This window comes from Streptomyces sp. NBC_00038, assembly GCF_026343635.1.
Lineage (GTDB): Bacteria > Actinomycetota > Actinomycetes > Streptomycetales > Streptomycetaceae > Streptomyces.
Genome location: NZ_JAPELQ010000001.1, coordinates 21,886 through 40,322, shown reverse-complemented (window position 1 = coordinate 40,322; position 18,437 = coordinate 21,886). Strand labels below are relative to the sequence as shown.

The following is an 18,437-nucleotide window of genomic DNA, read 5'->3' as shown; positions in this document are numbered from 1 at the left end:
CCCCGACCGCGAGGGGCATCGAGTTGGCGACGGGCATCGAGTGAGTGCCGGCCACGCTCACGCGCGCTTCGCGAACGCGTGTCGTGGCGCGTCAACTCCCCTTGAGGTCCAGGGCAATGTCGGTGATCATGTCTTCCTGCCCGCCGACCAGCTTGCGGCGGCCCACCTCGACCAGGATCGCCCGGGTGTCCAGGCCGTACTTGCGGGCGGCGGCCTCGGCGTGCCGCAGGAAGCTGGAGTACACGCCGGCGTAACCGAGGGTGAGGGTCTCGCGGTCCACCCGCACCTCGCGGTCCTGCAGCGGTCGTACGACGTCGTCGGCCGCGTCCATCAGCGGGAACAGTTCGCAGCCGTGCTCCCAGCCCATCAGGTCGGCGACCGCGACGAACGCTTCCAGTGGGCAGTTGCCCGCCCCGGCGCCCTGCCCGGCGAGGGAGGCGTCGACGCGGGTGACGCCGTTCTCGACGGCGACGACCGAGTTGGCCACGCCCAGGCCGAGGTTGTGGTGGGCGTGGATGCCCAGTTCCGTTGCCGGGTCCAGGAGGTCGCGGTAGGCGCGGACGCGGTGGCGGATGCCGTCCATGGTCAGTCTGCCGCCGGAGTCGGTGACGTACACGCAGTGGGCGCCGTAGGACTCCATCTGCTTGGCCTGACGGGCGAGTTCGGCGGGCTCGGCGAGGTGGGACATCATCAGGAAGCCCGCCACGTCCATGCCCAGCTCTCGCGCGGCGGCGATGTGCTGGGCGGAGATGTCGGCCTCGGTGCAGTGGGTGGCGATGCGGACCGAGCGGATGCCCAGGGAGTGGGCCTGCTTGAGGTCGTGGACCGTGCCGATACCGGGGAGGAGGAGTGTGGTGGGGATGGCCTGGTGTACGGCTCCCACGACCGCCTCGATCCACTCCCAGTCGGTGTGTGCGCCGACGCCGTAGGTGACGCTGGAGCCGGACAGGCCGTCGCCGTGGGCTACTTCGATCGCGCGGACTCCGGCCGCGTCGAGGGCGCCGGCGATGGTGCGGGCCTGGTCGAGGGTGTAGCGGTGGCGGACGGCGTGCATGCCGTCCCGCAGGGTGACATCCTGGACGTACAGACGGGTCATCGGGATGCCACCTCCGGGGTGCGGTGGGCGGCGATGCGCTCAGCGGTGCGCAGCGCGGCCGAGGTCATGATGTCGAGGTTGCCGGCGTAGGCGGGCAGGTAGTGGGCGGCGCCCTCCACCTCGAGGAAGACGGACACCTTCACGGCGTCGCCGGGGGCGAGGGTGCGCAGCGGGTCGGCGGCGGCCACTCGCTCGAACTGCACCTTCTGCTTGAGGCGGTAGCCGGGGACGTACGTCTGGACGCGGGCGACCATCTCCTCCACGGAGTCCGTCACGGCGGCGTCGTCGCAGTCGCCGACCAGGCAGTGCACGGTGTCCCGCATGATCAGGGGCGGTTCGGCCGGGTTGAGCACGATGATCGCCTTGCCGCGGGTCGCGCCGCCGACCTTCTCAACGGCGGCGGACGTGGTCTCGGTGAACTCGTCGATGTTGGCCCGCGTGCCGGGACCGGCGGATCGCGACGAGATCGAGGCGACGATCTCGCCGTAGTGGACCGGGGTGACCGCGTTCACTGCGGCGACCACCGGGATGGTGGCCTGGCCGCCGCAGGTGACCATGTTGACGTTGGGGGCGTCCAGGTGGGCGTCGCCGTTGACGGGCGGGACGACGTACGGGCCGAGGGCGGCCGGAGTGAGGTCGACGACCGTACGGCCCAGAGCGCGCAGCACCTCGTCGTGACGGCGGTGGGCGCCGGCGGACGTGGCGTCGAAGACGATCGAGAGGTCCTCGAACTCGTCCAGGCCGACCAGGCCGTCGACACCGTCGTGGGTCGTGGCCACCTTGAGGCGGCGGGCGCGGGCCAGGCCGTCCGAGTCCGGATCGATGCCGGCCATCGCGACGATCTCCAGGGATTCGGAGAGCCGTAGAATCTTGATCATCAGGTCGGTTCCGATGTTCCCGGACCCGATGACGGCGGCCTTGGTGGTCATGCGGAGGCTCCTTCGCTCGCGAAGGTGACGCCGACGGTGCCGAGGCCTTCGATGCGTGCGGTGAACTCGTCGCCCTCGGCGGCGACCGCCATCGGGCCGAGCGCGCCGGTCAGGACGATGTCGCCGGCCCGCAGCGGGTCGCCCAGGTCTGCCAGGGTGGCGGCGAGCCAGCGGGCGGCGGTGAGCGGGCTGCCCAGGCAGTCGGCGCCGGTGCCCTGGGAGACGGTCTCGCCGTTCTTGGTCAGGGTCATCCGGACGTCGCGCAGGTCGACGCGGTCCAGCGGGACCGGCGTGCCGCCGAGGACGAACAGGCCGCAGGAGGCGTTGTCGGCGATGGTGTCGACGATGGTGATGTCCCATTCGGCGATCCGGCTGTCCACGATCTCCAGCGCGGGCAGCGCGAAGGCGGTGGCACGCAGCAGGTCGGCGACGGTGGGGTCGCGGTGCGGTAGGTCGGCGTCCAGCACCAGGGCGACCTCGGCCTCGATCTTGGGCTGGAGCAGTCGTCCGGCCACGATGGGCTCGCCCTCGCTGACCGCCATGTCCGCGAACAACGCCCCGAAGTCGGGTTGTCCGACCCCGAGTTGGCGCTGCACGGCGGGTGAGGTCAGCCCGATCTTGCGGCCCACGAGCCGTCGGCCGGCGGCCACGCCCCGCTCGACGTGCATCCGTTGCACGGCGTAGGCGGTCTCGATGTCGCCGTTGGGGAGGAGGGCGCGGACCGGGGCACAGGGGGTGCCGGTGCGGGTGGCTTCGGCCAGGACGTCGGCCACCTTGGTCACGAGGTCGGTGTTCATGCCCACAGGTATAGGCGCACGCCTCGGGGTGCGGCAAAATATGTTCCATGACACGGAACAGCTCCCAGGGCAACATGCTCGACAAGGCAGTAGCTGTCCTGAACTGCTATCGGCCGGACGGTGGCGAGTTCCGTCTTACGGAACTCGCAGGGCGGACCAAGCTGCCGAAGACGACCGTGTTCCGGCTCTGCGCCGAGCTGGTGCGGCTCGGCCTTCTGGAACGGGACGCGGAGACCTACCGGCTGGGCGGGGCGTTGTTCGAGCTGGGGTCGCTGGTGCCGCGCCGGCAGGACCTGCGGGAGGCCGCGCTGCCGTTCCTTCAGGACCTCTTCGAGGCTACGCACGAGACCGTGCACCTGGGGGTGCGCGAGGGCCACGAGGTGGTCTACGTCGAGCGCATCCACGGCCACGACGTGCTGCGGCTGCCGTCCCGGATCGGCGGGCGGCTCCCGCTGACGTGCACCGGGGTCGGCAAAGCCCTGCTGGCTTTCTCAGGTGCCGATTTGGTCGAGGAGGTGCTGGCGGGGCCGCTGCCGCGGCTGACGCCACGGTCGATCACCGACCCGGCGAGGCTTCGGACGGCCGTCGAGCAGGCGCAGGTCGCAGGCCTGGCTTACGAGGAGGAAGAGGCTGTGGCGGGGGTGAGCTGTATCGCGGCACCCGTTTTCGGCGGGCCGACCGCAGTGGCGGCGCTGTCGGTGGCGGTGCCATGCGGGCGGTTCCGGCCGGCTCAGCTGGCGCCGGCGGTGAGGACGGCGGCGCTGGGGTTGTCGCGGGCTCTGCGGTCCGGCCGGTGATCTGCTCGGCGGATGCCCCTATGGGTTTCGTCAAGCCGGCGGGGCGGGCTGGGGTCGCAGAAGGTGGCGTCGCGGAGCATCGCGAAGAGCACGTCGGCTCGTCGTCTCGCGAGGCGGAGGAGGCTTGGGTGTGGCTCTTGGCGGCGCTCGTTCGACCCTCCGACCCTCACAGCCGCAATCGCTGAAGGCTCCTTCACTCGACGAACTCTCGCGCCGACAGCCGTGGGCGAGTTCGGCCTGCAAGCTGCGACCGAGCCGCGTACGAACACCTTCTGGAGCCGGCCGTGTCGCTGTCGACCGGTGCTATCCCCCGGCAAGGATCGTGTGCATGAGGGCGCGAAGCTCAGCGGCCAAGGCGGGACGTGAGAAGAACTGGCGGGTCTGTGCGAGGTCGTTGACGACGGCGAACGCGGCGTGGACGCGGACCCGCGCCTCCTTCGGCTCCCTGATCGATGCCGCGGCGCTCGTCGTCTCAGCCCAGTACGCGGCGAATGCACGCTGGAAACGGCGCAGTTCCGTGCGGTCGCGTTCGGGCAGGTTGTGGCCTTCGGTGAAGTAGGCGGCGACGAAGTCCCGGTAGTCCAGGACTGTGTCGACGTAGGAGATGACCAGGAGGTCGAGGGTGTCGCTCGCGGGAAGGCCGGCCGTCTGCGCGGCCGTGACATTCTGCCGCAGGCGTTCGCGGATCCGGCTCGCGGCGGTCTGGAGCAGGTCGATCTTGCCCGCGAAGTGGGTGTAGATGCTCGGCCCGGCGATGCCGGCCGCGGCGCCGATGTCCTCCATGGCCACTGCGTGGAATCCACGCTCCCGGAAGAGCCGGGCCGATACGGCGAGCAGCTGTTCGCGCCGGGCGTCCAGGAGGGCCGGGGGGCTCGCCGTCGAGTGCTGGGGTGCGGAGGCGGCGGTCAGGTCGGTCGCCAGGACGTTCAGGACGATCGCCGTGAGGAGCTTCTCGAAGGCCGCGCGCGGCAGCCGGACGCGGTGGTCGGAGATGCTCCCCAGGACGCTGAGCGCCCCCCAGGTGAGCAGTGACGCCTCGGAGGGCTCCAGCTCGGGGCGCTGGTTCCGCAGTGCGCGGATCAGTGGCGTACTGATCCGCGCCGCGTGCTTGCGCACCTCGACGGCGTCCTCCGGTGCGAGGTGGCGGCGCTCGCGTCGCCAGAGGATGCCGAACTCCGGCCAGGCGACCACGAGGGCGGCCAACTGCGCGTAGGCCTCGGCCGGTTCGGGGCGGGCCTCGCTCCCGGTGCACCGGTCGAGTGTCACCTCGGCCTCGTCGAGGCCGGCGCGCAGGACATGAGCGAGTACCGCTTGCTTTCCTCGGAAGTGGCGGTAGAGCGCCGGCCCGCTGAGCCCGGCGGCTGCGGCGATGTCCTGGACGGAGACGTTGTGGTAGCCGTCGCGCGCGAAGAGTCCGGCGGCGATCGCCCCCAACTGGTCGCGTCGCGTCGGCTTTCCCGGCCGGGAGACGGCGCCGGTGGGCGCGGTCACTTGTCACCGGCCCATGGCAGGAAGTCCGGGAGGCCGTCGGCGATGCGACCCGGGAAGTTTGGCGGCCGCCGTTCCAGGAACGAGGTGACGCCCTCCACGGCGTCTGCGCTGAGAGTCAGTGCGGACACCAGTTGAGTCTCCAGTTGGTGGGCTTGGGCGGGCGAGTCGAGTGCCGATACACGATAGATCATCTGCCGGGTGATCGCGACGGCCACCGGAGCGGTGTGGTCCGCGATCTCGTGCGCGAGCGCGTAGGCCGCGTCCAGCAGCGCTTCGGGCTCGTGGACGCTGTGCAGCAGACCTGAGCGCAACGCCTCCTCCGCGCCGAACACCCGCCCGGTGAGCGTCCAGTCCAGGGCGGTGGACAGGCCCACCAGACGGGGCAGGAACCAGGTGGAGCCGCCCTCGGCGACGATGCCGCGCCGGGTGAACGGGAAGCCGAACCTGCTGTCGTGGGCCGCCAGCCGGAAGTCGGCGGCCAGTGGCACCGTCGCCCCCGCGCCCACCGCGGCGCCGTTGAGCGCGGCGATCACGGGCTTGTTCATGGCGAACATACGGGCGGAGACACTTCCGGCGGGCTCCAGCTCCAGCGGCAGCAGGTCCTCCTCTCCCTCTCCGTCGACGTCGAAGCCGCCCCCGGAGAGGTCGGCGCCGACACAGAAGTCGCGTCCGGCACCGGTGAGGACGACGACCCGGATCCGCTCGTCGGCGTCAGCCTGCGCGAACGCGTCCCGCAGCTCCTGCGCCATGCGGAGGGTGTAGCCGTTGCGTGCCGCGGGGCGGTCGAGCGTGATCGTCGCCACTGGGCCGGTCGGCTGATAGCGAATCTGCTGGTAGGCGGGCATCTCTAGCCTCTCTTGTTAATCATCCTTAGGTTGAGTCTCATCCATTCCTAGCCTTGACAGCAAGGGTCGAGGTGAATGAAGTTAATGACCATTAGGATGCTATGAAGACTGAGAGGGCGTCGCATGACCACGACGGCATACCGATCCCCATGGCTGACCGACGAGCTGGACGCCGTGCGCAACCTGGCCCGCACCTTTTTCACGAAGGAGGCAGCGCCGCGTGAGGAGGAGTTCGCCCGACAGGGATTCCCCGCGAAGGAGCTGTGGCGCCGGGCGGGCGAGCTGGGCCTGCTGTGCGCGTCGATCCCGGAGGAGTACGGGGGTGGCGGTGGAACGATCGCTCACGAGACCGTGCTGATCGAAGAGCAGATGAAATCAGGCGCCGGAGCCATGCCCATGATCGTCCACTCCGGCATCGTGGCCCACTACGTCAACGCCTACGGCAGCGAGGAGCACAAGCGCCGCTGGCTGCCCCGGATGGCGAGCGGCGAACTGCTCGGCGCGATCGCCATGACCGAACCGGGTACTGGATCCGACCTCCAGGGCATCCAGACCCGGGCGGTCCGCACCGGGGACGAGTACCTGATCAGCGGCGCGAAGACCTTCATCACCAACGGCCACAACGCCGGCCTTGTGGTCATCGTGGCCAAGACCGACCCCGGCCAGGGCGCCCGCGGCGTCTCGCTCCTGGTCGCCGAAGTGGATGAGGACACGCCTGGATTCCAGCGCGGCCGGGTGCTGAAGAAGATCGGCCAGCACAGCACCGACACCGCGGAGCTGTTCTTCGACGAACTCCGGGTCCCGGCGGCGAACCTGCTCGGCCCCCGCGAGGGCCTCGGCTTCGTACAGCTGATGGAGCAACTGCCTCAGGAGCGGCTGCTGATCGCCGCCATCGGACTCGCCTGGCTGGAGGCCGCCGTCGACGCCACGGTCGCGTACACCAAGGAACGGCACGCCTTCGGACGGCCGCTGTTCGAACTGCAGAACACCCGTTTCGAGCTGGCGGACTGTGCCACGACCGCGCGGGTGGCCCGGGTCTTCCTGGACGACTGCGTCCAGCGCCACCTGAACGGAGACCTGGACGCCGCCACCGCCTCGATGGCCAAGTACTGGATCACCGACCGGCAGACCGAGGTCGTGGACCGCTGCCTCCAACTGCACGGCGGCTACGGCTACATGACCGAGTACCCGATCGCCCGGATGTTCGCGGACGGCCGGATCCAGCGCATCTACGGCGGAGCCAACGAAGTCATGAAGGAACTCGTCGCCCGCTCGCTGTGAGCGGCCGCCGAGGCCGAGGAAGGAATCCACGGGTATGACCACGGAAGCTTTTGTGTACGAGGCGATCCGCACCCCGCGCGGTCGTGGCAAGCAAACCGGCTCCCTGCACGGGACGAAGCCTGTCTCCCTGGTGGTCGGACTGATCGACGAGATCCGGGCCCGGCATCCGGGACTGGACCCCTATCTGATCGAGGACGTGGTGCTCGGCGTCGTCTCCCCGGTCGGCGACCAGGGCGGCGATATCGCCAAGACGGCGGCGCTGGCCGCCGGACTGCCCGAGACCACTACCGGGCTGCAGCTCAACCGGTTCTGCGCCTCCGGTCTGGAAGCGGTCAACACGGCCGCCCAGAAGGTCCGTTCGGGCTCCGAGGAACTGGTGCTCGCGGGCGGCGTCGAATCGATGTCGCGGGTGCCGATGGGCTCGGACGGCGGTGCCTGGGCCAGTGACCCCGACACCAGCTACGGCACCGCCTTCATCCCGCAGGGCGTCAGCGCCGACCTGATCGCGACGATCGAGGGCTTCTCCCGGCGGGAGGTCGACGAGTACGCGGTGCGCTCCCAGGAACGCGCCGCGACTGCACGCGACAAGGGCTGGTTCGCCCGCTCCGTCGTACCGGTCCGTGACCGCAACGGACTGACCGTGCTCGACCAGGACGAGTTCATCCGCCCCGAGACCACCGCGGAAGGACTCGGCGGGCTCAAGCCCTCCTTCGCCGCCATCGGCGAGCAGGGCGGCTTCGACGCGGTGGCCCTGCAGAAGTACCACTGGGTCGAGCGGATCGACCATGTGCACACACCCGGCAACTCTTCCGGCATCGTCGACGGCGCCTCCCTGGTGCTGGTCGGCAGCGAACGGGCCGGACGCGCGGCCGGGCTCAGGGCCAGGGCCCGGATCCTGGCCACGGCCCTCTCCGGTGCCGACTCCACGATCATGCTCACCGGCCCCGCACCGGCCAGCCGCAAGGCCCTGGACAAGGCCGGGCTGAGCATCGACGACATCGACCTCGTGGAGATCAACGAGGCGTTCGCCGCCGTGGTCCTGCGCTTCGTCAAGGACATGGGCCTCCCGCTGGAGAAGGTCAACGTCAACGGCGGCGCCATCGCGATGGGCCACCCGCTGGGCGCGACCGGGGCGATGCTCGTCGGCACCGTCATCGACGAACTGGAACGCCGGGACCAGCGCTACGGCCTGATCACCCTGTGCGTGGGAGGCGGCATGGGCATCGCCACCGTCATCGAACGCTGCTGAGACCGCCGTGGGCCACCAGGTACCGAGCAGACAGGAAGAGTTGATGAGTCAGCAGAACCACATCCGCTGGGAGCGGGACGCGCACGGAGTCGTCGTCCTCACCATGGATGCCCCCGGTAAATCGGCGAACACCATGGACCGCGCCTTCGTCGAGGCCCTCGCCGAGGTCCTCGACCGGCTGGAGGCCGAGCGGGACGACATCGCCGGTGTCGTGATCACCTCCGCCAAGAAGACCTTCTTCGCCGGCGGCGACCTCAACGAGCTGATCCGGGCCACCCCGGACGACGCGGCGCAGACCATGGACTTCGCGACCCGGATCAAGTCGCTACTGCGCCGTCTGGAGACCCTGGGCCGCCCGGTCGCGGCCGCGATCAACGGCGCCGCGCTCGGCGGCGGCCTTGAGATCGCGCTGGCCTGCCACCACCGGGTCGCGCTCGACGCCCGCGGCAGCGAGATCGGCCTGCCCGAGGTGACGCTCGGACTGCTGCCCGGAGCCGGTGGAGTCGTCAGAACCGTACGGTTGCTCGGCATCACCGACGCGCTGCTGAACGTCCTGCTCCAGGGCCAGCGGCACAAGCCGGCCCAGGCCCTGGCCATCGGCCTGCTGCACGAAGTGGTCGACAGCCCCGAGAAGTTGCTGGCCCAAGCCGGGCGATGGGTGCTCGACCACCCGGACGTCGCCCAGCCCTGGGACTCCAAGGGGTACCGGATGCCCGGCGGCATCCCCGCACACCCGGCACTCGCGGCCCAGCTGCCCGCTTTCCCGGCGAACCTGCGTAAGCAGATCAAGGGCGCCAACTACCCCGCTCCGGTAGCCATCCTGGCCGCCGCGGTGGAGGGCGCTCAGGTGGACCTGGAGACCGCGTTCACGATCGAGAGCCGTTACTTCGTGGAACTGGTCACGGGTCAGATCTCGAAGAACATGACCAAGGCGTTCTTCTTCGACCTGCAGCACATCAACGGCGGCGGCAGCCGCCCCGTAGGCCACGACGAGTGGCGCGCGAGGAAGGTCGGCGTACTCGGCGCCGGGATGATGGGGGCCGCCATCGCCTACGTCTGCGCCCGCGGCGGCATGGACGTCGTACTGAAGGACGTGTCCGTCGAGAACGCCGAGAAGGGCAAGGCCTACTCGGTCGGTCTGTTCGAGAAGGCCGTCGCCCGAGGCAGGACGACACACGAACAGGCGGACGAGACACTCACCCGGATCACGCCCACCGCCGATCCGCAGGACCTGGCCGGCTGCGACCTCGTCATCGAGGCGGTGTTCGAGAGCCCCGAGGTCAAGCAGCGCGTCTTCCAGGAGATCCAGGACATCGTCGCGCCCGGCGCGCTGCTCGGCTCCAACACCTCGACGCTGCCGATCACGACTCTGGCCGACGGAGTGAAGGACCAGGAGAACTTCATCGGCCTGCACTTCTTCTCACCCGTCGACAAGATGCCCCTGCTGGAGATCGTCGTCGGTGAGCGGACCTCGGACGCCGCCCTCGCCAAGGCCATCGACGTGGCGCGGCAGATCCGCAAGACGCCGATCGTCGTCAACGACAGCCGCGGCTTCTTCACCAGCCGGGTCATCGGCAAGTTCCTCGACGAAGCGGTGGCGATGGTGGGGGAGGGGATCGACCCGTCCTCGATCGAGCAGGCCGGCAGCCAGGCCGGTTACCCGGCTCCGCCCCTGCAGTTGATGGACGAGCTCACGCTGACTCTGCCGCGCAAGATCCGTGAAGAGTTCGTGGCCGCAGCGCGGGCCGAGGGCCGGACGTGGCAGCCGCACGGTTCCGAAGCGGTGATCGACCGCATGATCGACGATTTCGACCGCACGGGCCGGTCGTCCGGCGCCGGTTTCTACGAGTACGCCGACGGCAGGAGGGTCGGCCTGTGGCCGGGTCTGCGGCAGCACTTCACCGTGCCAGAACACGAGATCCCGTTCCGGGACATGCAGGAGCGGATGCTGTTCGCCGAGGCGGTGGACACGGTCCGCTGCTTCGATGAGGGCGTGCTGCGTTCCGTGCCGGACGCGAACGTCGGCTCGATCCTCGGGATCGGTTTCCCGGCCTGGACCGGTGGCGTCATCCAGTACGTCAACGGCTACCAGGGAGGCCTGCCCGGATTCGTGGACCGGGCGTACGAACTGGCCGAGCGGTACGGCGACCGGTTCACCCCGCCCCGCTCCCTGGTGACCAAGGCCGAACGGGGTGAGCGCTTCGAGTGACCCGACCGCGGCCGCGGGCCACAAGACTCGGCTCAGTCAGACCGACACAGATCACGCCGGTGGCCGCTGCCAGGGCAGCGATCCGCCCCGGGCGTTGAGGCCATCGCCACTGGTCTCTCGCACCGTGGCCTGCAACCGCATTGTGTCGATCCATCGCGCCTTCTCCTGCCGTATCGGACGGAAACACATCCGGAGATGGAATCTCCGTTTTACTGCTCCGGCACCGTAACACAAAACGGAGATGCAATATCCGCTTCAATCTAAGTGAGTGGGACCGGCGGCCTGTCGGCGCAGCCGGACCCGTGGATGGCGCGGCCGTACGATGTGCCAGGACGATCACGCGCCCCCGAAAGTGAGACCCCTGCATGGCGGCACACTCCGCATCCGGCGAGGCCGGCGGTTCCGGCGGGACGCGTACGCCCAGGCCGCGGCGCGACCGCGAGCGGAACCGGCGCAAGCTCCTCGTCGCCGCCCGCGAGGTGTTCCGTGAACACGGTCTGAAGGCAACCCTGGACGACGTCGCCCACCATGCCGGGCTCGGGGTGGGCACGGCCTATCGCCACTTCGCCAACAAGCAGGCCCTGATCGACGAGCTGGTCGACGACATGTTCGCGCGCGTCGAGGAAGCCACCCGGGAAGGGGCGGAGGACGCCGACGCCTGGCGCGGGCTGACGGTCAGTCTGGAGCGGGTCGCCGAACTGCAGGCGCTCGACCGCGGCCTGCGCGAGGTCGTGCTTCACAGTGACCGTGCGGTGCCGGCGGGACTGCGGCACCAGGAGCAGATCAGGCGCAACGTCGACCTCGTGGTCGAACGGGCCAAGGAGCAGGGCGCGCTGCGTGCCGACGCGGAGCCCTGGGACCTGGTCGTGATCCAGCAGATGCTGGCCGCGGTGACCGAACGGAGCGGGCAGTCGGATCTGTGGCGCCGCTATCTGCGGCTGTTGCTGGACGGCCTGCGAGCCGGTCCGGAGCGGACGGAGCCGCTGCCCGGTGAGGACTCCGGCAAGCACTTCGACCTGCGGAGAGCGAACGGGATCGACCCGCCGTCGCCGGACTCGGACACCTCGGGCTCACCACGCGACTGAAGGAAGATCCTCGACTCCGGCTCTTGGCGCCGCTCGATCGACCCCCACATACGCAGACGTTCGGCGTGGCCGGCGGCACGGCGGACGCCGAGGACGGTGTGATCGTCGCGGCGACAACGCTCGACCCCGCAGCCGACCCACGCGAGGTCGACCCGATCCTCGGCCGCTGTGCCATCCGGTGCGAAGTCGCGGTGCGGTGACGGGCAGCGGCCGGCCGCGTGCGGTATGAGGGCGGTCCCGAGCACCGCGACGAGATCGTCCTGGTGCTCGGGACCGGGTGGCCGAAGGCGTGACGCTACTTTCCGAATGCGTCGCTGAACTGCTCCCAGGTCTTGTCCGAGACCCAGTTCGCACCGCACGAGGGAATGGCCCCGTCGCTTTCGGCAGCCACGATGTAATGCTGGCCGACCGTGAAGGTCAGGTTCTCCGGGAAGTCCGGGTCGTTACTCACCAGGATCGTGCGAGTGCCACCACCGCGCAGCCAATGGTCGACGTGGAAGGAGATCAGGGGCCCCTTTACAGAGGTGACCGTCCCATAGAAAAGCGTCGGGTAACCCGCCAGTTGGTCGGGAACAGGTGCCTGGCACTTGCCGTTGCCGTTCCCGGTGAGATTCAGCTCCTTGACGGCTTCGGTCGCGGGGCCGTTTCCGGAATTCGCCGTGATTCCCGCGGTGAGACCACCGCCGAGGAGCAGCGCGGCAGCCGCCGCGAGCCCGAAGAGACGCTGGCGCCCCCTTCCCGCGGTGATATTCGTGGTGGGAGTTGTGGTGTCGAAGTCGGTGTTCATGGCAGCCTCCACAAGACGATTGATGTCGGGCAGCGGAGCTCGTGAGGTGAGTGCGGGGTCCGCGTCCCTCAGTAGGGTCAGCAACTCGTTGTCATTCACTGACCGCTCCTTCCTTCACTCATCTTGTGTCCGGCGTGCTCGGCGTTCTTTCGCGCCGACTGGAGCCGTTCGGCGATTTTCTTTTTCGCCCGATGCAGCCGCACGCTCACCGCATTGGCCGTCAATCCGGTCGCCTCCGCGATCTGCCGCGGCGCCAGTTCCTCCCACGCCCACAGCCGTATCACCTCGCGATCCAGCTCCCCGAGTGCGGCCAGTGCGGCATGCAGCTCGCTGTGATCGGTGACCACGGGCACGGGTGCCTGCGACACAGGTGCCTGCTGAACACTCATCAACCGTTCCACCAGGCGGAGCCTCCGTCCGTCCGCCCGGCGGGCATTGGCCAGGCAGCCCCGCGCCACCCCGTAACACCAAGGGAGCACCTCATCGCGATCGGGCAGGGACCCGTTTCTCAGCCCAGGTACATGGTCGATGCGACGCCACAACACCAGCATCGTCTCGGACAGGACGTCCTCGACCATGTCAGGGGCCGTTCGTCGCAACAGATACCGGTGCAGGGGTTCCGTCACCACGTGCGCCAGTCCTTCGAAGCGTGCCCGTCGTTGCCGACGGGCCTCCTGTTCCGTCATGGATTCCACGCCCCGTCCGTGTCCGACACCGACCGGCTCCTTTCAGCAAGGGCGTTTTATCCGGATCGGCCGGTGCCAGTGGCTGCGGTGTGCTCGGTGTACATCGCCTCGATCTGCGAGGCGTAGTGCTCATGGATGGGCCCGCGGCGCGTCTTGCGGGTGTGGGTGACGAACTCGCTGCCGGGCTGCCAGTCGTCGGTCAGCACGAGGTGGGCGCGAACCTGTTCAGGGCGGGACAGGACAGAGTTGGCCGCGGCCAACCCCGTCTCGATCGCCGCGCGGACCGTGGGATGCCGGCACAGTCCGGCAAGTCCGCCGTCGAGGCCGAGTCGTGCGGCGAAGGCGTTGACCGCATCGGGATCGGGCACCAGGAGAGCGGTCACGAAGGGGCGAGCATCGCCGATCACGACCGCGTGCGCGAGCAGAGGGGAGTGGGAGAGGACGGCTCCCTCGATGACGGAGGGCGAGAGGTTCTTGCCGCCCGTGCTGATCATCAGGTCCTTCTTACGGTCCACCAGGGTGATCGCGCCGGTCGAGTCGATGGTGGCGACATCGCCGGTCCGCAGCCAGCCCTCGGCGTTCAGCGCGGCGGCGGTCTTCTCGGGGGCGCCCCGGTAGCCGCGCATGACGATCTCGCCGCGGACCAGTAGCTCGCCGTCCGCGGCGATCGAAACTTCCACGCCCGGCAAGGGGCGGCCCACCGAAGCCACTGGGGCCTCACCGGGAGGCGAGTAGGTCGCCATCCCCGACAGTTCGGACATGCCGAGGCCATTGCTCACCGGGATACCCAGGCCGCGCAGGTTCAGCAGCAGGCTCGGCGCGATCGGCGCGGCTCCCGAAGCCGCCACCCGCAATCGGTCCAGGCCGAACCGCTCCCGCAGCGGTGCCAGCTCCGCGGAGTCCAACGCCGCCCAGCGGTCGGCGAGTTCGGCGGTGAGTCGGCCACGCTCGGCGGCCTCGGCGTAGCGCAGGCCGAGACCGGGGGCGTCGGACAGCGCCTGGCGGCGTACCTCGTCGGGTTCGCTGGCCGCGGCCTGTTCCAGTGCCGCGCGGAGGCCGTTGTGGAGGCGTTGCCAGATCTGTGGCACCGCTCCGAAGACCTGGGGGTGGACGTCGGCGAGGGCGGCGGCGATGTCACGGGGCTTGTCGACGGTCGTCAGCTCGGTTCCCGCGGTCATCTGTGTGTAGTGCGAGGACCAGCGGTCGGCGATATGAGCGGAGGGCAGGAAGGAGATCATCCGATCGCCGGCGTTGATGCCGAGCCGTTCGTTCGCGCCCGCGCACTGGGCGAGTTCGGCACGGTGGGTGATCTCGACGCCTTTGGGCTGCCCGGTCGTACCGGAGGTGTAGATCAGCGTGAGCACGTCCTCCGGACGCACGGAGCGCCAGATCGCCTCGAAGTCGAAGCCCTCGACCGTACGGGAGGAGACGTCGTCCAGCGACAGGATCCCGGGGAAGGCGCCGTCGACGGTGACGACCGTCGCATCCACCTCGCGGGCGGGGTGGTCGAGCACGGGCAGGAAGCACTCCTCCGTGATAACCAGACGGGCCCGCGAGTCCGTGAGCAGGTGGGCGACCTGCTGGGACGAGGAGGTGTTGTAGATCGAGAATGGGATCGCCCCGAGATGGAAGACGGCCGTGTCGGCGACGTGGAAATCGGGCCGGTTGCGCAGCATGAGCGCGACCGTGTCGCCGCGGCGCACACCGAGGGCCGTCAGCCCCTCGGCAAGTGCCCGGACCCGGTCGGCGTACTCGGACCAGAGCAGCGTCGTCGTGTCACCGACGGTACGCAGGGCGAGCTGGTCGGCCTGGCGCGCTGCGGTCCGCTGGAACACCTCGCAAAACGTCCGGGGGGCGGTCGGCGTCACCGGGCAGCTCCTTTGCTGTCGGGGGAATCGGGCCTACTCGAAGGAGGCTGCCGGAGTCCCGCGGTGCCCGGCACGCACCGGGCGTGGCAACACTGTCGACCCACTATTGGCGACCAGTCAATAGTTGCCGGGTGATTTCACCTCCGTTTCTTGACGGGTCGCCAATAGGCAGCGAGAGTGTCCGCACCCCGGCACCTCACACCCGGAGCCTTCGCGCCCACGATCGACCCGAAGTCGATCGCCCCATCCAATTCGAATCGCCCCGCGCAGTCCGGTGGCGCCGGAGGCGGCGCCCGGCGTACCACGTACCACGGCTTCCGCCGACCTTCGCCGACGGGGGCCGTGAAAGGATGAAACCGTGACAGCCCCCTTCCCCGCCGAAGGGCGGGCACGGACCCGAATGGAGCCGGAAGCCCGCCGTGACCAGATCATCGCCTGCGCGCGCCGGGCCTTCGGCGAGAAGCCCTACGGCGCGGTGTCACTGGCGGACATCGCACGTGAGGCCGGCGTCACCCGGGGCCTGGTCAACCACTACTTCGGCGGCAAGCGAGAGCTTTACCTGGAGGTGCTGCGCGAGATGGTCGCCGTGCCCGACTCCGTGCTGGAGCGGCTGCCCAAGGGCACCCTCCAGGAGCGGGTGAACGGCGTCGTCGACCGCTTCCTCAGTGTCGTCGACCGCAACCGCGGCATGTGGCTCGCGACGGTCGACGCGCTGTCGCACGGCCACGATCCGGACGTCGACGCCGTCATGCGGGAAGCGGAGGAGACGACCGTCGACCAGACCCTGCGCGCACTCGGCATCGACCCGGACACCGAGGCGGACGAACCGCTGCGCGGCATGTGCCGGGCCTTCGCCGCGATGACACGGTCCGCGACCAACGAGTGGCTCAACCGCGGCACCCTGAGTCGTGGGCAGACGTTCGCCTTGCTGGAGCGCACCCTTCTGCTGATCATCACGGAGTTCGGGCCGGAGAGCCGCGGGGAGTGACGGAACGCGGGCCCGAGTGACCCCGCTGATCTCGACGTACCCCCTGCGTACAGACCTTCCTGACACCTGGGACCCGGCGCTCTCCGGTGCCCTCGCCGACTCCTCACGCCTCCTGTTGTCGGGTCGCCAATAGCGTGTTACGTTCCCGAATACGACCCCGGCGGTACCGCGAGCCCCCCGCCCGGCGGCACTTGAGCCCCCGCGACCGGTCGCGGATGCATGCGCGCCCCATTGCTCTGGAGCGCATCGAGGCTCCCCATCGAGACCGCCCTGCAGTCGAGTGCGGCACATGCCCTCGGACCACCGAAATCACCGAACCGTCGCATCTCGCGCAACTGAACAGACTAGGAAAGGTCATGAAATGGGAACTTCACTGGCCCGCCTGGGATCAGCTCCCGCAGACTTCGACCTCATCGGGATCGAGCCCGCCGCCGTGCAGTCGTGGGAGGACGGCAGGCGCACCGATGGAAGCGCCGGGACCTACGAGTGGTGGTACTTCGACGCCCACCTCGACGACGGCGCGAAGCTGGTCATGGCGTTCTTCACCAAGGACTTCGCCGACGTCGGCCGGCCGCTCTCACCCATGATCCGGATCGACCTGGACCTTCCCGACGGTACGAGTCACCGCAAGATCGCCGAGTGGAAACCCGAGGAGTTCTCGGCGTCCCAGGAGGGGTGTGACGTCCGGATCGGCGACCACTTCTTCCGCGGCGATCTGCACACCTACACGATCAGCGCCCGGATCGAGAACGTCGCCGTCGAGGTCACCCTCACCGGCGACATCCCCTCATGGCGGCCCGCGACAGGCCACTGGTACTTCGGCGCGGAGGGCGAGAAGGAGTTCAACTGGCTGCCCGCGGTCCCCCAGGGACGGGTGAAGGCGACCTACACCGTCGACGGTACGACCCGCACCTCCGCCGGTGTCGGCTATCACGACCACAACTGGGGCAACGCCCCGATGAACTCCCTCATCAACCACTGGTACTGGGGACGCGGCAGCGCGGGCCCCTACGCCGTGATCGCCTCGTACATCACCGCCGAGAAGGCGTACGGCAACACGCCACTGCCCGTCTTCATGCTGGCCAAGGACGGCCGGGTGATCGCCGACGACCCGGCCAAGGTCTCCTTCGAGACGCTCGGCGATTACACGGACGTCACGACGGGCAAGCCGGTCGGGAACGTGGTCCGCTACACCTACGCCGATGGCGACGACACGTACACCGCCACCTTCACGCGCTACCGCGATCTGTCCCTGAACAAGCTGATCGACAGCCTCCAGGGGCCGAAGAGGCTGGCGGCCAAGCTGGTCCGCTTCGACGGCGCCTACCTGCGCTTCGAGGGCGAGTTGCGCATCGAGCATCTCAGGGCGGGGAGTGTGGTCGAGAGCCACACGGATTCCGCGATCTGGGAGCTGATGTACATGGGCAGGACGCAGTAGCGGAAAGGCTGTTTCGTAGCGGAGGGCTCAGACACCCCCACGCTCACCGGGCTTCGCCGGTCGCCATCCGGAGTGCCGCATCGTGCACCAGCCGGGCGTGCATTTCGAGCAACGCCACCAGTTCGACGGAGTTCCCGCCGATCTGGCGCTGCACGAACAAGCCGTCAACGCCTGCGATGCCATAGGTGGTCAGCGTTCGGATCGCGTCCTCGTCCAGCTCCGGGAAAAGGGTCCGCGCAAACTCGGCGATCCTGCGACGGGCGGTCTCCCGGACCTGGAGGAAAACGGTCCTGCCCCGGGGCTCACTGGGCCGTCGCTCCAGGGCGAGCATGAGGCCCAGGCGCAGAAAGTCAGGGGCGTCGACCAGTGACTTCGCCACGCTGGTGGCCATGACGGTGATCCGCTCCAAAGGCGTCCCCGTGCCCTCATCCGGCAGCTCCACCGCGGTCAGCCAGGTGTCGAAGCTGCGCTCGATAACGGCGGCGATCAGGTCGTCCTTGTCCTTGAAGTGCCAGTAGATCGAGCTGGCGGGCAGCCCGCACTTGACGCTGACGGCCGCGATGGACGTGCCCTCGTACCCGCGCTCACCCGCGATCTCCACGGCGGCGTCGAGGATGCGCTGCCGCGATTCGATGCCGTTCGCGCGCTTCTTGCGAGTGGCCTGGGACCTGGTCATGAGCACTCCCTCCCGATCATGCCTGCTCTTGACTGTATCCGGCACCACGCTTACCGTAGTAGTCATTCCAATTGGATCGATCGCTACGGTAACCTGAAGGTCGTAGCCCTCGATCGCGACGCCGAGATCTCCTCGCGTGTCCGAGCCCTCTCCGTGGACTGAGAGGGCCCCGGCGCCCACGTCGCCGCGCCCGTCGTCGCGCAGTTCCCCCGCCG

At 69.1% G+C, this 18,437-nt stretch carries 17 protein-coding genes; 8 read left to right on the top strand and 9 right to left on the bottom strand.

The genetic code is table 11. From position 1 onward, the window contains the following. Positions 1-91: 91 nt before the first annotated feature. The 3 genes from dmpG to mhpD are packed head-to-tail and all read right to left on the bottom strand — an operon-like array spanning position 92 to position 2,822. Positions 92-1,096, bottom strand: coding sequence for a 4-hydroxy-2-oxovalerate aldolase (gene dmpG, locus OG219_RS00205; protein ID WP_266821569.1), 1,005 nt, complete (start codon positions 1,094-1,096; stop codon positions 92-94). Beyond that, on the bottom strand, positions 1,093-2,025 hold the full coding sequence (locus tag OG219_RS00200) for an acetaldehyde dehydrogenase (acetylating) (protein WP_266821567.1): 933 nt from the start codon (positions 2,023-2,025) through the stop codon (positions 1,093-1,095). The genes dmpG and OG219_RS00200 overlap by 4 nt, the downstream gene beginning before the upstream one ends. Further along, complete coding sequence (gene mhpD, locus OG219_RS00195; protein WP_266821566.1) at positions 2,022-2,822, bottom strand: 2-keto-4-pentenoate hydratase; 801 nt, start codon at positions 2,820-2,822, stop codon at positions 2,022-2,024. Before mhpD ends, OG219_RS00200 begins: the two co-directional genes overlap by 4 nt. Before the next feature lie 74 nt (positions 2,823-2,896). Between mhpD and OG219_RS00190 the strand changes: the two genes are divergently transcribed. Then, the gene (locus OG219_RS00190; protein WP_266835951.1) at positions 2,897-3,619 is read left to right on the top strand and encodes an IclR family transcriptional regulator; all 723 of its coding nucleotides are present in this window, start codon (positions 2,897-2,899) and stop codon (positions 3,617-3,619) included. A 303-nt stretch (positions 3,620-3,922) separates the two neighbouring features. Here the strand turns inward: OG219_RS00190 and OG219_RS00185 are convergent, their stop codons facing one another. Both OG219_RS00185 and OG219_RS00180 read right to left on the bottom strand, forming a co-directional pair. Next, complete coding sequence (locus OG219_RS00185) at positions 3,923-5,110, bottom strand: TetR/AcrR family transcriptional regulator (RefSeq protein ID WP_266821565.1); 1,188 nt, start codon at positions 5,108-5,110, stop codon at positions 3,923-3,925. Then, entirely contained in the window at positions 5,107-5,955 is an 849-nt protein-coding gene (locus OG219_RS00180) for an enoyl-CoA hydratase-related protein (protein ID WP_266821563.1), read from the bottom strand. Before OG219_RS00180 ends, OG219_RS00185 begins: the two co-directional genes overlap by 4 nt. A 123-nt stretch (positions 5,956-6,078) precedes the next feature. Between OG219_RS00180 and OG219_RS00175 the strand changes: the two genes are divergently transcribed. The 5 genes from OG219_RS00175 to OG219_RS00155 all read left to right on the top strand — a co-directional run bounded on the left by OG219_RS00175 (position 6,079) and on the right by OG219_RS00155 (position 11,979). Then, positions 6,079-7,236, top strand: a complete 1,158-nt coding sequence (locus OG219_RS00175; protein WP_266821562.1) for an acyl-CoA dehydrogenase family protein — start codon at positions 6,079-6,081, stop codon at positions 7,234-7,236. 34 nt (positions 7,237-7,270) lie between these two features. Further along, positions 7,271-8,485: an acetyl-CoA C-acetyltransferase gene (locus OG219_RS00170; RefSeq protein ID WP_266821560.1), complete on the top strand. Its 1,215-nt coding sequence runs from the start codon at positions 7,271-7,273 to the stop codon at positions 8,483-8,485. A 43-nt stretch (positions 8,486-8,528) separates the two neighbouring features. After that, a complete protein-coding gene (locus OG219_RS00165) occupies positions 8,529-10,694 on the top strand; it encodes a 3-hydroxyacyl-CoA dehydrogenase NAD-binding domain-containing protein (protein WP_266821558.1) in 2,166 nt (721 codons plus the stop codon). Positions 10,695-11,059: 365 nt separating this feature from the next. After that, positions 11,060-11,779 (top strand): TetR/AcrR family transcriptional regulator, encoded by a 720-nt coding sequence (locus OG219_RS00160; RefSeq protein WP_266821556.1) that lies wholly within the window; start codon positions 11,060-11,062, stop codon positions 11,777-11,779. Positions 11,780-11,844: 65 nt separating this feature from the next. Continuing rightward, positions 11,845-11,979 carry a hypothetical protein gene (locus OG219_RS00155; protein ID WP_266821554.1) on the top strand — a complete coding sequence of 45 codons (135 nt, stop codon included), beginning with the start codon at positions 11,845-11,847 and terminating at the stop codon, positions 11,977-11,979. A gap of 95 nt (positions 11,980-12,074) precedes the next feature. Here OG219_RS00155 and OG219_RS00150 read toward each other — a convergent pair whose 3' ends face one another. From OG219_RS00150 to OG219_RS00140, 3 genes are read right to left on the bottom strand one after another with little or no spacing between them, the layout of a single operon-like run. Continuing rightward, entirely contained in the window at positions 12,075-12,665 is a 591-nt protein-coding gene (locus tag OG219_RS00150) for a hypothetical protein (RefSeq protein WP_266821552.1), read from the bottom strand. Next, positions 12,662-13,252 (bottom strand): RNA polymerase sigma factor, encoded by a 591-nt coding sequence (locus OG219_RS00145; protein WP_266835950.1) that lies wholly within the window; start codon positions 13,250-13,252, stop codon positions 12,662-12,664. The genes OG219_RS00150 and OG219_RS00145 overlap by 4 nt, the downstream gene beginning before the upstream one ends. A 56-nt stretch (positions 13,253-13,308) precedes the next feature. Beyond that, positions 13,309-15,120, bottom strand: a complete 1,812-nt coding sequence (locus OG219_RS00140) for a long-chain fatty acid--CoA ligase (protein WP_266821550.1) — start codon at positions 15,118-15,120, stop codon at positions 13,309-13,311. Between the two features lie 358 nt (positions 15,121-15,478). Between OG219_RS00140 and OG219_RS00135 the strand changes: the two genes are divergently transcribed. Both OG219_RS00135 and OG219_RS00130 read left to right on the top strand, forming a co-directional pair. Then, positions 15,479-16,108, top strand: a complete 630-nt coding sequence (locus OG219_RS00135; protein WP_266821548.1) for a TetR/AcrR family transcriptional regulator — start codon at positions 15,479-15,481, stop codon at positions 16,106-16,108. Positions 16,109-16,469: 361 nt separating this feature from the next. Beyond that, on the top strand, positions 16,470-17,546 hold the full coding sequence (locus tag OG219_RS00130) for a hydroxyneurosporene dehydrogenase (protein ID WP_266821547.1): 1,077 nt from the start codon (positions 16,470-16,472) through the stop codon (positions 17,544-17,546). 43 nt (positions 17,547-17,589) lie between these two features. On the opposite strand, the gene OG219_RS00125 is transcribed toward OG219_RS00130, so the two are convergent. Continuing rightward, positions 17,590-18,222 (bottom strand): TetR/AcrR family transcriptional regulator, encoded by a 633-nt coding sequence (locus tag OG219_RS00125; protein ID WP_266821545.1) that lies wholly within the window; start codon positions 18,220-18,222, stop codon positions 17,590-17,592. Positions 18,223-18,437: the final 215 nt, after the last annotated feature.